This is a genomic window from Streptomyces sp. JNUCC 64, assembly GCF_054484115.1.
The window spans coordinates 7,045,607-7,059,496 of the sequence record NZ_CM137015.1; the positions used below are offsets into that span (position 1 = coordinate 7,045,607).

Below are 13,890 nucleotides of genomic sequence, written 5' to 3' on the forward strand. Positions count from 1 at the left end.
CCACTTGACCAGGAGTCGAAGATGAGCAAGTTCGCGGGTAAGAAGGCCGTCGTCACGGGCGGTACGCACGGAATGGGCCTGGCGATAGTCAAGGCGCTCCTGGACGCCGGCGCCGAGGTCGTGTTCACGGGTCGCAACGAGAAGAAGATCGAGGAGGCCCGCACCGAGCTGAAGTCGGACGCCGCGCACGTCGTCCGCTCCGACGCCGCCAGCATGGCCGACGTCCGCGGTCTGGCCGACATCGCGCAGGAGAAGCTCGGCCGGGTCGACTACCTCTTCCTCAACCACGGCATCGCCGAGGTCCAGACCCTCGGCGAGGTGACCGAGGAGTCCTGGGACCGGCACTTCGCCATCAACACCAAGGGCGCCTTCTTCACGGTGCAGAGCCTGTCGCCGCTGCTCAACGACGGTGGCGCCATCATCTTCACCACGGTCGCCAACGACCTCATCTTCCCGGGCCTGAGCGCCTACTCCGGGTCGAAGGAGGCCGTCCGCGCCATCGCGCACGTGCTCGCCGCCGAGCTGCTGCCCCGCAAGATCCGCGTCAACTCCGTCGCCCCCGGCTACATCAAGACCCCGACCATGGGCGTCGCCGGGATGACCGACGAGGAGCGCCGCGAGTTCGAGAAGTCGGGCAGCGAGGCGACCCCGCTCAAGCGCAACGGAACCGTCGAGGAGGTCGCCGCGGCCGCGCTGTTCCTGGCCGCCGACGCCACCTTCAGCACCAACGTCGAGTTCCCCGTCGACGGCGGGTTCGCCCAGGGCCTCACCGGCGCCGCCCACTGACACCCCGACGCCGCCCCCGTGCTGCTGCCGCCCCCCGGGCAGCGCGGGGGCGGTCCCCGTGAACAGAACCGAACGGAAAGGCCCGAAACCATGACACCGAGCAGTCCCGAGGGAAGCCCGAGAGCCGGTCGTCGGGAGTGGGCGGGGCTCGCGATGCTGGCCCTCCCCAGCATCCTGCTGTCCCTGGACGTCACCCTGCTCCACCTCGCGGTCCCGCACCTGGGCGCCGCGCTCGACCCCAGCAGCACCGAGATGCTGTGGATCATCGACATCTACGCCTTCATGATCGCCGGATTCCTGGTCACCGCCGGTACCCTCGGCGACCGGATCGGCCGACGGAAGCTGCTGCTCGGCGGTGCGCTGGCCTTCGGGACCGCCTCGGTGCTCGCCGCCTACGCCGACAGCGCCGGGACGCTGATCGCCGCCCGCGCGCTGCTCGGCGTCGCCGGTGCCACCCTGATGCCCTCCACCCTCGCCCTGATCAGCAGCATGTTCCAGGACGCCAAGCAGCGCGGGACCGCCATCGGCATCTGGGCCGCCAGCTTCTCGGTCGGCATCGCCCTCGGCCCGGTCGTCGGCGGCGCCATGCTGGAGGTGTTCTGGTGGGGCTCGGTGTTCCTGCTGGCCGTCCCCGTCATGGTGCTGCTGCTGATCGCCGGACCGTTCCTGCTGCCCGAGTACAAGGACGAGAACGCCGGACGGATCGACGTCCTCAGCGTCCTGCTGTCGCTCGCCGCCATCCTGCCCGCGATCTACGGGGTCAAGGAGATGGCCAAGTACGGCGTCGAACCCGGCTCCGCCATCGCCCTGGTGGTCGGCGTCGCCTTCGGCGTGGTCTTCGCCCGCCGCCAGACCCACCTCGACGACCCGATGCTGGACCTCACCCTCTTCCGCAGCCGGGCCTTCAGCATCGCCCTCGGCGTGATGCTGTTCGCCGCCCTCGCGATCGGCGGCATCTACCTCTTCGTCACCCAGTACCTCCAGATGGTGGCCGACCTCTCCCCGCTGCGCGCCGGACTGTGGCTGCTGCCCGCCGCCGCGCTGCTGATCACCTCCTCGATGCTGGCGCCCATCGCGGCCCGGCGCATCCGCCCCGGCAACGTCACCGCCATCGGACTGGGCCTCTCCGCGATCGGCTACGCCATCCTCACCCAGGCCGGTACCGGGGACGGCGGGGTGACCACCGTGGTCGTCGGCTTCGGCTTCGTCTACACCGGCATCGGACCGGTGATGGGCCTGAGCGTGTCCCTCATCGTGGGCTCGGCGCCCCCGGAGAAGGCGGGTGCCGCCTCCGCGCTCCAGCAGACCAGCAGCGACTTCGGTCTGGCGGTCGGCATCGCCGCCCTCGGCAGCATCGGCACCGCGGTCTACCGCAACGGTGTCGCGGACGACCTCCCGGCCGGGCTCCCCGAGGGGGTGGCCACCGCCAGCCGCGACACCCTCGCCCGCGCGCTGGACGCCACCGACGGACTGCCGGCGGCCGTCGCCGACCGGGTCGTCGTCCCCGCCCGGGAGGCGTTCACCAACGGCTTCAACACCGTCGCCCTGATCGGCGCGGTCCTGCTCGCCGCGCTCACCGTGCTGGCGCTCACCATGCTGCGCCACGTGGCGCCCACCGGTGCGGCGCCCGCCCCCGAGGAGGAGGCCGGGACGGTGCCGGAGGCGGCCGGTCCCGCTCGGGAGGAACAGCCCGCCTGAGCCACCCCGCACACCGTCCGACCCGGTCCCGGGCCGGTCCCCCCGAACCCGGGGGGACCGGCCCGGGACCGCTGTGAGCTGCGGCCGAGGTCGGAGGCAGACCCTCCGATTACCTCGTGGCCGACGGGACGTCAGAGGAGTCGGTTAGCTTTCCGTTGGCGGAAAACAGTTCGACGAAAACGTTTTCCGCGTCGATTTTCAGCTACGACGGAAAGGCACGTCCGATGAGATTCCGACCCTCCACCCCCCGACGTCCACAGGCCCCGCACCCCAGCCGCCGCCTCGTCCTCAAAGCGGGCGGCGCGACCGCGCTCGCCAGCGCGGCGGGCGTCGGCACCGGAGTCAGCCAGGCCGCCCCCGCGGGTGCCAGCAACGTCTCCGACGTGATCGTCGTCGGCGCCGGATACGCGGGCGGCACCGCGGCCCGCGAACTCCGGGCCCGGGGACTGACCGTGACCGTCCTGGAGGCCCGCGACCGCATAGGCGGCCGGATATGGACCGACACCTTCGCCGGTCAGTCCGTGGAACTCGGCGGCGCCTGGGTCAGCCCCGACCAGCCGCTCATCAACCAGGAATTACTGCGCTACGGCTTCCAGACCGTTCCCGAACTGGCCAACACCAGCTCGGTGATGCCCGCCGCCACCGGCTTCGTCTCACTGCCCCCGGCGCAGGCCCACACCCAGATGAACGCCCTGCTCACCCAGTTCTTCGACAACGCGCAGACCTACTTCCCGCGCCCCAAGGAACCGCTCTTCCGCCGGAACCTCCTGGCCAAACTCGACCCGCTCTCCTTCGCCGACCGGATCGACCAGCTGGGGCTGAACGCCCTGGACCGCAAATGGCTCGCCGGATACACCTCGGCCTACGCGGGCGGCGACAACACCCGCGGCGCCATGACCGCCCTCGCCCAGTGGTGGGCGCTCGGCGGCTACACCACCACCGCCTGGCACAACCAGATGGGGTTCAAGCCGACCGTCGGGATGACCGCGCTGCTCAACGCGATGCTCACCGGTTCCGGAGCCACCCTGCACCTCAACTCGCCGGTCTCGTCGATCACCAGCACCAGCACCGGGGTCCAGGTCAGGACCGTCAACAACACCCTCTACACCGCCAAGTCGGTCGTCGTCGCCGTCCCCGTGAACCTCTGGAAGACCATCCAGTTCACTCCCGCGCTGCCCGCCGTGCACACCGACGCGACCACCGAGGGCGTCGGCGTGGGCCTGGGCACCAAGATATGGATCCACCTCGCCGGAAGCGTCGACGCGGTCTACGGACAGGGCACCGAGACCTCCCCGCTGCTGATGCTCATCCCACAGAAGACGCTCCCCGGCGGCGGCCGCCTCATGGTCGGCTTCCCCGGCCCCTCCCTGAACGTGACGAGCCAGGCCGCCGTCCAGAACGCGGTCCGCGACTTCATCCCCGGCGCCACGGTCGTGGCCCACCGGGCCCAGCAGTGGGGGAGCGACCCCTACTCGCTCGGCGGCTGGGGACTGCGGCGTCCCGGACAACTGCTGCGCCAGCTCCCGGACATCGAACTGCCCCACGGCCGGATGGTGTTCGCGGGCGCGGACATCGCCACCGGCTGGAACGGCGCGTTCGTCGAGGGCGCCATCGAGACCGGGTTCCGCGCCGCGGAGCAGGCCGCCGTGGTGGTCGCGACCCCCTGACCGCCCCGCCGCCGGCCGCCGTTCCCCACCCGTGACGGCCCACCGGTCACCGGCCCCGTGCCGGTCGCGCCGGTCGTCGGCCGTCGCCCCCCCGTCTCCGGTCCCCGCCCGGAGTTCCCCCCGCTCGCGGCTCCCGGCCACGACCCCGGCCAGCGGCTCCCGCGCGGGGGACCGGCCCCGGCGGCATCCCTCCCCTCGCGCTCCCCCCGTTCTTCTCCTCGCGTTCCCCTGCTTCCTTCCTTCCTGTTCACCCGTTCCCCCTGTCTCTTCCCCTCCCCCTCCCCGCTTCGTTCGCGCTCCCTCCCCCCGGCTCCTGCCCGCCGCCCCTCGGGCCGCCTCCGGTGCTCGGGGCCCGGCCGTTCGGCGTTCGGGGCCAGGGCGGACGGCCCCGCCCGGAACCCAGGGGCGGCATCCGTGTGATCCGGCCGTGAGCCGACGGTTATCCCCCGCTTCCCCGCACCCCCCGACACTGGGGGCCCAGGAGTCGACACCCCCCGGAGCCCCGTGGCCCCGGGCAGCGAGGAGACGACGACCATGGCCCCACCCGTCCCGCCCGGCCACCACCCCCGGGGCGTCCGCGCCCCGCGCCGTCCCGCATGAGCGGCCCGTCGACCGCGCTCGCCGTCGAAGCGCCCGCCCTCGCCGTCGAGGACGGCGGACTCCATCTGTGGACGCTCCTCGTGCCTGACCGCGGCGGACCGGCGGACCCCCCGCCGACAGCCGGACTCGACGACCGCGAACGGGAACGGGCCGCCTCCTTCGCCCGCCCCCTCGACCGCCTCCGCTACACGGCGGCCCACCTCGCGCTCCGCCGGCTGCTCGCCGCGTACACCGGTCTCCCGCCGGGCGGGGTGACGCTGACCCGGGCGCCCTGCCCGCTGTGCGGCGGCCCGCACGGCCGCCCCGTCCTCGACCGGTCGCCCGTACCGCTGCACTTCTCCCTGTCGCACAGCCACGGACTGACCGTCGTCGCGGTGTCGGACGCCCCGGTCGGCGTCGACGTGGAACGCGTCCCCGCGGCTCCCACCGCCGAAGCCACGCTGCCCGCGCTGCACCCCGGGGAACGGGCCGAACTGCGGGGCCTGCCACCGCACGCGCTGCCGCCCGCCCTCGCCCGGCTCTGGACCCGCAAGGAGGCGTACCTCAAGGCCCTCGGCACCGGACTCGGCCGCGACCCCGGCGCCGACTACCTCGGCGAGGGGCACGGCCCCGACACCCCGCGCCGCCCGTCCGGCTGGACCGTCCGCAACGTCCCCGGACATCCCGGCCACGCCGCCGCCGTGGCGGTGCCCGCCGGAACCGAACGGCACGGCACCCTGCGCGCCCTGCCCTTCCCGTCCCTGTACGCCGCCCACTCCGCCGACCGCCTCGCCGCCGCGCGCGTCCGGTTCCGCACCGTGCTCCCCGCGGCCGGGGACGTCCTCCGGCCGGTCGGCTGACCACGGGGACGGCGAACCGTCACCCGGAGGGGCCGGGGCGGGAACCGACCGGTTCCCGCCCCGGCCCCTTCGCCGCCCGCCCAGGGGGCGCGTTCCCGGAACCGTCGTTCAGGGCACGGTGACGACGCCGTCGAGCGCCGCCCCGACCACCCCGGCGACCTCCTCCGTCCGCCCGTCCAGATAGAAGTGACCGCCCGGCAGCACCCGGAACTCGCCCGGCACGGCCGACTCCGCCAGCCACCCCCGGGCCTCCTCCACCGTGACCACCGGGTCGGCGTCCCCGACCAGCACCGTGAACGGCACGTCCAGGGGACGCTCCGGAACCCACCGGTACCCGCCGAGGACCCGGTAGTCGGCCCGCAGCGCCGGCAGCACCATCTCCAGCAGCTCGGGATCGTCGAGCACCCCGCCCGCCGTCCCGCCGAGCCGCCGCACCCGGGCGATCAGCTCCGCGTCGTCCGCGACCACGTCGTCCCGGCCGGGCAGCGGACCCGGCGCGCCCCGGCCGGACAGGAACAGCCGCACCGGACTGCGCCCCCCGGACCGGCGCAGCTCACGGGCCGCCTCATAGGCCAGCGCCGCCCCCATGCTGTGCCCGAAGAAGGCGTACGGGCGCTCCTGGGCGCCGAGTTCACCACGTACGGCCTCCGCGACGCGCGCGGCCAACGGGACGAGCGAGGTGACGGGCGCCTCCCGGCGGCGGTCCTGCCGCCCCGGGTACTGGACGGCCAGCACCTCGACCCGGGGCGCCAGGGCGCGGGCCAGCGGGACGTAGGCACTGGCCGCCCCGCCCGCGTGCGGGAAGCAGACCAGCAGCGGCCCCTCACCGGGGCGCTCGGCGAACCTTCTGAGCCAGGGGCTCGGCATGGACACTCCGTTCCGGCGGGACCGGCCGTCCGGCGGCGAACGCCGGGACGGCCGGTCACACCTGTGAGGGGGAACGGCCCCGGCGGAGCGCCGGGGCCGTGGGGTCCGGGACGGGCCCGGGGTCAGACGGCCTCCGACGGGACGCCCGCGGTCACGAGGGTCCCCCGGGCCCCGGGGGACCCGTCGGCCGGAGGCAGGAAACCGGCCTCGACGAAGAAGCGCACGTACCGGTCGAAGAGCGCGACGGTCATCTCCGGGCAGACGATCCCGCTGCCCTCCAGCGCGCGCTCGGCCACGCTGGTGTCGACCGGCGGATAGAAGCGCTCGTTGTCGTCGGCCATCATCTCGAACGCCTCCAGCAGCGGGAGCATCGCGTTCCCGGCGTCCGCCGTCACCCGGGCCCGCCAGGCGGCCCGGTCCAGTTCGGCCAGTCCGTAGCCGGACGCCCGCAGTTCGCCGACGAACTCCGCGAAGCTCAGATGACTCTGGTTGAACAGGTGGAACGTGCCCGACGCGGTCTCCGCGCGCCGCGACAGCGCCACGACCGCCGCGCTGACGTAGTCGACGGGCGTCAGATGGACCCGGCCGACGAGCCCCTCGGGCACCGCGCCCGCCTCGATCAGCCCGCGCAGGCTCAGCCACACGAAGTCCCTGGTCTGGCAGGCGCCGTTGACCCGGTCCCCCGAGATCACGTCCACCCGGTGCACCGACACCGGCAGCCCCCGGTCCCGGGCCAGCCCGATGACCCGCTCGGCCACCCACTTGCTGCGCAGATAGCCGCTGGGCAGCTCCGCCACGGGCCCCGTCGGATCGTCCACCCCGAGCGGCGCGCCGCCCCCGGCGCCCCCGGCGCCCCCGGCGAAGACCCCGGTGGTCGACAGGTAGTGCACCGGCACGGTCCGGTGCCGCGCCGCCAGCCGCAGCACCTCCCGGGTGCCCCCGACGTTGGCGTCCCGCAGCGACGCGTACGGGCGCAGCCAGTGCACGGTCGCCCCCGCGTGGTAGACGACGTCCACGGTCCGGGCCAGCGCGTCGAACGCCTCCTCGGCCAGCCCCAGCCGGGGCTCGGCCAGATCGCCGACGACGACCCTGATCCGGGACTCGTCCACCTCGTCCCAGACCCGGTACCACTGCAGGTTCTCCCGCAGCCGCCGCAGCCCGTCGCGCTCGTCGGCGGCCCGCACCAGGCAGTGCAGGACGCCCCGGGTCTCCCGCATCAGATCCCGCAGCAGGAACGCGCCGAGGAAGCCCGTGGCACCGGTCAGCAGGATCTCGGCGGGGTCGTCGACGGCCCGGACGACCTCGTCGGCGGGGCGGATCGCGTCGTCCAGCGTGACCTCCGCCGCGTAGTCCACCCCGTCGCCGGGGTCCGCCGCGCTCCCGGCGGACGCTCCGGCGTCCGCCCCCGCCAGCAGGGCGGTCCGCAGGTGCCCGGCCATCGCCCGGGGCGAGGGGTGGTCGAAGACCAGGGTCGCCGGGAGCCGCAGCCCGACCGCCTCGCCCAGCCGGTTGCGCAGCTCCACCGAGGTCAGCGAGTCGAAGCCCAGCTGGGTGAAGGACCGTTCCGGGTCGATCGCCGAGGCGTCGCCGTGGCCGAGCACCGAGGACATCTCCGTGGTCACCGTGGTCAGCACCGCGGCGAGCTGCTCCGGCTCCGGCAGCCCGGCCAGCCGTGCCGCCAGGTTCCCGCCGCCGGCGGCGGAGTTGACGGCGGCCCGTCGCAGCGGCCGTCGCAGCAGCCCGGTCAGCAGCCACGGCGCCCGCTCGGGACGCTGCCGCAGGGCCGCCAGGTCCAGCGGGGTGACCACCGGGACCGGGTCGGACCCGGCGAGGACGAGGTCCAGGAGGCCCGGGCCCCGCTCGGACGCGATCGGCCGGAAACCGGCCCGGGCGATCCGGGCCAGGTCCGCCGCGTCCAGATCGCCGGTGATGCCGGAGACCGCCCCGCCCGCCGGGCCCGCCACCGGCGCCCACAGGCCCCAGGCCACCGAGGTCGCCGGTCGTCCGTCGGCGGCCCGGAGCGCGGCCAGCCCGTCGAGGAACGCGTTGGCGGCGGCGTAGGAGGACTGTCCCGCGCCGCCGATCACCCCGGCGATCGAGGAGAAGAGGACGAAGGCCGTGAGGTCGAGGTCCCGGGTGAGTTCGTGCAGGTGCCAGGCGGCGTCCGCCTTCGGCCGCAGCACCGCGGCGAGGCGCTCGGGGGTCAGACCGGCGGCCAGCCCGTCGTCGCTGACGCCCGCCGCGTGCACCACACCGGTCAGCGGCCGGTCCGGCGGTACCTCGGCCAGGACCCGGGCCAGCGCCTCGCGGTCCGCCGCGTCACAGGCCACCACGGTGACGGTGGCCCCGTACCCGGCGAGTTCGGCCCGGAGCGCGGCCACGGCGGGGGCGTCGCCGCCGCGCCTGCTGAGCAGCAGCAGATGGCGGACGCCGTGGACGGCGGCGAGGTGCCGGGCGAACAGGGCGCCGAGGCTGCCGGTGCCGCCCGTGATCAGGACCGTTCCCCGGGGGTCCCAGCGGCCCGTGCCCGCCGTGCCGCCGGTGGTGTTGTCGGAGTCCGGTGCCGGTGCCGGTGCCGTTGTCGTTCCTGTGCTGGTGCTGGTGCTGGTGCTGGTGCTGGTGCTGGTGCTGGTGCTGGTGCTGGTGCTGGTGGTCGTGGCGGTGGCGGTAGCCGTGGCGGTCGGGACGGGCTCGGTCGTGGGCCGGAGGGCGGGGCCGTTCCCCGGGCCCGGGGCGCGGGCCAGCGCGGGCAGCAGGACCGTCCCGCCGCGCACCGCCGTCTGCGGTTCCCCGGCGGCCAGTACGGCGGCCAGCAGGGCCGGGGGCGGGACGTCACCGTCGTCGTCGTCCGTGCCGTCGGTCCCGCGCGCGTTCCCGTCGGCTCCGCCGTCGGTGTCCACGAGGACGATCCGCCCGGGGGCCTCCGACTGCACCGAGCGCAACAGCCCCCAGACCGCGGCGGCCGACGGGTCCACCGCCTCGCCGGACCGGGCCGCGACCGCGCCCCGGGTGACCACGACCAGCGGGGTGTCACCGCACCGCTCGTCCGCGAGCCACTCCTGGACCAGGTACAGGGCCCGGCGGGTACGGGTGTGGACCGCCGTCACCATGTCGTCCGGGGCGGCCCCCGGCGGCACCAGCAGCGCGTCGAACGGGGTCCCGGCCGCCAGGGCCCTCGCCGCCGCGTCCACACCGGGGTACTCGCCGCCCAGGACGGCCACCGCCGCCGGTGCCGACGGCACCGGCAGCCCGACCGGCCGCCAGTCCACCCGGAACAGGGCGTCCTCGCCCCGGGCCAGCGCGCGGCCGACCTCCTCGGGCGCCACCGGCCGGGTGGTCACGGCGGCGACGGTGGCGACCGGGCCGCCCGCGAGGTCCGACAGCAGCAGGGACACGGTGTCCGCCCGTCCCCGGGGCCCGGTCTCCGGCACGGCCCGCACCCGCAGCGCGGTCGCCCCGGTGGCGTGCAGCCGGACGTCCTCCCACCGGACGGCGAGACCGGCCGGCCGGCCGGGCCGGTCGTCGTCGGGGGAAGGGCCGACGTCGTTCCCCGTGCCGTTCACCCTCCCGCCCTCCGGACGAGGGGCCGGGGCGGGAGTCGTGGCGGCGCGCAGCGCCGCTTCGAGGAGCGCGGGGTGCAGACCGAACCCGGCCGCCTCGGACCGCCGTTCCTCGGGGAGGACGACCTCCGCGAAGACCTCCGTCCCGTGCCGCCACAGCTCCGTCACGCCGAGCGCGGCGTCCGTCGCGTCGGGGGCGATCCGTTCGGCCTCCGGGGGCGGCGCCGTCTCCCCGGCCGCCACCGGCCGGGCGGGGCCGGAGTCCAGCCGTCCGCCGGCGAGGGCCGTCCACGGGACGTCGTCGCCGTCGGGGCGGCCGTGCAGGGCGAAGGCCCGCGTCCCCTCCTCGTCGGGTGGGTCGACGGTGAGCTGGAGCTGGAGCGCCCCGTCCGCCGGGAGGACGGGGGGTCCGGCGAGGGAGAGGGTCCCGAGCGCCGTGGCGCCGAGTTCGTCCCCGGCCCGGACGACGAGGTCGACGATCGCGGCGGGCGGCAGGACGGTGGAGCCGTGCGCGGAGTGCGCGGTCAGCCAGGGATGGAGCCGTGCCGAGACCCGGCCGGTGAACAACGCACCGTCCCCGTCGGCCCGTTCCACCTTGGCGCCGAGCAGCGGATGCGCCCCCGGACGCAGCCCCAGCCCGGCGGCGTCCACGACCGGTGCCGCGTCCCGCAGCCAGTAGCGCTCGCGTTGGAAGGCGTAGGTGGGGAGGGCGACGGGGGAGGGGGCCCTCCCGGTGCGGGCGGAGGCGCTGCGGAAGTAGGCGTCCCAGTCGACGTCGAAGCCGGTGTTGTGGAGGGTGGCGAGGGCGGTGGCGTAGGAGTCGTTCTCGCTGTACTTGGGGTCGAGGACGGAGAACGCGGTGATGTCGGGGTCGTTGAGTGTGGTGTGGGTGTGGGGGGTGAGGGTGGTGTTGGGTCCGATTTCGAGGTAGTGGGTGGTGTGGTGTTGTTGGTGGAGGGTGGTGAGGTTGTGGGTGTGGTGGACGGTGTTGCGGATTTGGTTGGTCCAGTGTTCTGGGGTGGTGAGTTGGTGGGTGGGTGTGGGTGTGCCGTTGGTGTTGGTGGTGAGGGGGGTGTGGGGTTGGTGGTAGGTGATGGTGGTGGCGGTTTGGTGGAATTGGTCGAGGATGTGGTTCATGTGGTGGGAGTGGAATGCGTGGCTGGTGTTGAGGGTGGTGGTTTTGCGTCCTTGTTGTTGGAAGTGTTGGGCGATGGTGTGGGTGGGTTGGGTGTCGCCGGAGATGATGAGGGTGGTGGGGCTGTTGATGGCGGCGATGTGGGTGTGGGGGGTGAGGTGGGGGGTGATTTCCTGGGGGGTGGCTTGGATGGCGATCATGGTGCCGGTTTGGGGGGTGTTCTGCATGAGGCGTGCGCGGGTGGTGATGAGGAGGGCGGCGTCTTCGAGGGTGAGGATGCCGGTGAGGTGGGCTGCGGTGAGTTCGCCGAGGGAGTGTCCGGTGTAGTGGTGGGGGGTGATGTTGTGGGTTTGGAGGAGGTGGTGGAGGGCGACTTGGGTGGCGAAGAGGGCGGGTTGGGCGTATTGGGTCTGGTGGATTTGTGGGGTGTGGGTGATGTGTTGGAGGGGTTGGGGGAGGTGTTTGTTGAGGGCGTTGGCGGTGGTGTTGTAGGCGTGGGTGTAGGCGGGGTGGGTGGTGTGGAGTTGGTGTCCCATGTGGGGGTGTTGGGAGCCTTGGCCGGTGAGGAGGTAGGCGAGGGTGGGTTGGGGTGTGGGGGTGTGGGTGGTGTAGTGGGGGTGGGGGGTGTGGGTGGTGTAGTGGTGGAGCGCTTCGAGGAGGGTCTCCCGGTCGGTGCCCGAGACGGCGGCCCGGTGCTCGAAGGCGGCCCGCTCGGTGGCCAGGGTGTACCCGACGTCCAGCGGGGAGAGCGAGGGCCGCTCCTCGACGTGGGTGAGCAGCCGTCGCGCCTGGGCGGCCACCGCGTCCGGGGTCCTGCCGGACAGCAGCCAGGTGACCGCCGGGGCGGTGGGGGGCCCTGCGGGCGGGACCGTCCCCCGCCCGTCCCCGGTCTCCGTCCCGACGGCCCCCGTTCCCTCCGTCCCGACGGCTTCCGCGCTTTCCGGACCGATGCCTTCCGTTCCGGCGGCTTCCGGGCTTTCCGGCGCGACGGTCACCGCCTCCGCTGCCTGAACGTTTCCGCTCGTCCCGTTCAGGTCCGCCGCCGGACGGCGCGCGTCCGTCCCGTTCCGGTCCGTCGCCGACCGGCTCCCGGGCGCTCCGGGGTCCTCCCCCGTTCCGGGGGCCGACGTCTCCGGTCCCTCCGGTCCCTCCGGTCCCTCCGGTCCCTCCGGTCCCTCCGGTCCCTCCGGTCCCTCCGGGTCCTTCCGCTCCTTTGAGCCCTCCGGCTCTCCGGATTCCCTCACCCCCTCCGCGTCCGAAGCCGGTTCCGGCTTCGGGGCGGGTGCCTCCTCGACCACGAGGTGCGCGTTCGTCCCGCTCACCCCGAAGGCGGAGACGCCCGCGCGGCGCGGGCGTCCCTCCGTCTCCGGCCAGGCCCGGGCCTCGGTCAGCAGTTCCACCGCGCCCGCGTCCCAGTCCACATGACGCGACGGCCGGTCCACGTGCAGGGTCTTGGGCAGCACCCCGTGCCGTATCGCCTCGATCATCTTGATGACGCCGCCGACACCCGCCGCCGCCACGGAGTGCCCGATGTTGGACTTGAGGGAGCCGAGGTAGAGGGGGCGGTCGTCGGGCCGGTCCTGTCCGTAGGTGGCGAGGAGGGCCTGGGCTTCGATGGGGTCGCCGAGGGTGGTGCCGGTGCCGTGGGCTTCGACGGCGTCCACGTCCGCCGTGGTGAGTCCGGCGTTGGTGAGGGCCTGGCGGATGACGCGTTCCTGGGAGGGGCCGTTGGGGGCGGTCAGTCCGTTGCTGGCGCCGTCCTGGTTCACCGCGCTGCCCCGCAGCACCGCCAGCACCCGGTGCCCGTTGCGGCGGGCGTCCGACAGCCGCTCCACCAGCAGCAGGCCGACGCCCTCGCTCCACCCGGTGCCGTCCGCGCCGTCCGCGAACGACTTGCAGCGGCCGTCGGGCGAGAGGCCCCGCTGCCGGGAGAAGTCGACGAACCCGCTCGGTGACCCCGAGACCGTCACCCCGCCCGCGAGGGCCAGGGACGACTCGCCCGAACGCAGCGACTGGATCGCCATGTGCAGGGCCACCAGCGACGAGGAGCAGGCCGTGTCCACCGACACCGCCGGTCCCTCGAAGCCGAAGGTGTACGCGATCCGGCCCGAGGCGACACTGCTGAGCTTGCTGGTCATCAGATAGCCCTCCAGTTCCTCGGGCCCCTCACGATCCAGATAGCTCTGCTCCACCACCCCGGCGAACACCCCCGTCCGGGTGCCCCGCAGCGCCGCCGGGTCCAGCCCCGCGCTCTCGAAGACCTCCCAGGCCGTCTCCAGCAGCACCCGCTGCTGCGGATCCATCCCCAGGGCCTCGCGCGGGGAGATCCCGAAGAACGCGGCGTCGAACTCCGTCGCCTCGTCCAGGAACCCCCCGCGACGGGTGTACGACCGCCCGGCCGTCCCCGGCTCCGGGTCGTAGAGCCCCTCCACGTCCCAGCCGCGGTCCGTCGGCCACTCGGAGGTCCCGTCGACCCCGTCCCGGACGAGACGCCACAGGTCCTCCGGAGAACGCACCCCGCCCGGGAAACGGCAGGCCATCCCGACGACCGCGATGGGCTCGCGCCGCTCCGCCTCCATGTCCGTGATCCGCTGACGCGCCTTGTGCAGATCGGCGGTCACCCACTTCAGGTACTCGACCAGCTTCTCTTCGTTCGGCTGATTCGCCATGACCGGTTCCGTCTCTCCTCGTTCGGCGCGGGCGCGGCCGGTGCCGACGCCCTGGGGGTCGGGCCTCGC

Annotated in this window: 5 protein-coding genes and 1 pseudogene; 4 read left to right on the forward strand and 2 right to left on the reverse strand. The window is 74.2% G+C overall.

Going from position 1 to position 13,890, the window contains the following annotated elements; genetic code table 11:
* Positions 1-21: 21 nt before the first annotated feature.
* The 4 genes from ACVWNX_RS29150 to ACVWNX_RS29165 all read left to right on the forward strand — a co-directional run bounded on the left by ACVWNX_RS29150 (position 22) and on the right by ACVWNX_RS29165 (position 5,590).
* Positions 22-786: an SDR family oxidoreductase gene (locus ACVWNX_RS29150; protein WP_454411168.1), complete on the forward strand. Its 765-nt coding sequence runs from the start codon at positions 22-24 to the stop codon at positions 784-786.
* A 90-nt stretch (positions 787-876) separates the two neighbouring features.
* Entirely contained in the window at positions 877-2,484 is a 1,608-nt protein-coding gene (locus tag ACVWNX_RS29155) for an MFS transporter (RefSeq protein ID WP_454411169.1), read from the forward strand.
* Between the two features lie 224 nt (positions 2,485-2,708).
* Positions 2,709-4,151: a flavin monoamine oxidase family protein gene (locus ACVWNX_RS29160; protein WP_454411170.1), complete on the forward strand. Its 1,443-nt coding sequence runs from the start codon at positions 2,709-2,711 to the stop codon at positions 4,149-4,151.
* A 596-nt stretch (positions 4,152-4,747) separates the two neighbouring features.
* The gene (locus ACVWNX_RS29165) at positions 4,748-5,590 is read left to right on the forward strand and encodes a 4'-phosphopantetheinyl transferase family protein (RefSeq protein WP_454411171.1); all 843 of its coding nucleotides are present in this window, start codon (positions 4,748-4,750) and stop codon (positions 5,588-5,590) included.
* 108 nt (positions 5,591-5,698) lie between these two features.
* On the opposite strand, the gene ACVWNX_RS29170 is transcribed toward ACVWNX_RS29165, so the two are convergent.
* Together ACVWNX_RS29170 and ACVWNX_RS29175 are read right to left on the reverse strand one after the other, a co-directional pair.
* Positions 5,699-6,457 carry a thioesterase II family protein gene (locus ACVWNX_RS29170; RefSeq protein ID WP_454411172.1) on the reverse strand — a complete coding sequence of 253 codons (759 nt, stop codon included), beginning with the start codon at positions 6,455-6,457 and terminating at the stop codon, positions 5,699-5,701.
* Positions 6,458-6,579: 122 nt separating this feature from the next.
* Positions 6,580-13,767: pseudogene (locus ACVWNX_RS29175) on the reverse strand (thioester reductase domain-containing protein); the annotation flags it as partial.
* Positions 13,768-13,890: the final 123 nt, after the last annotated feature.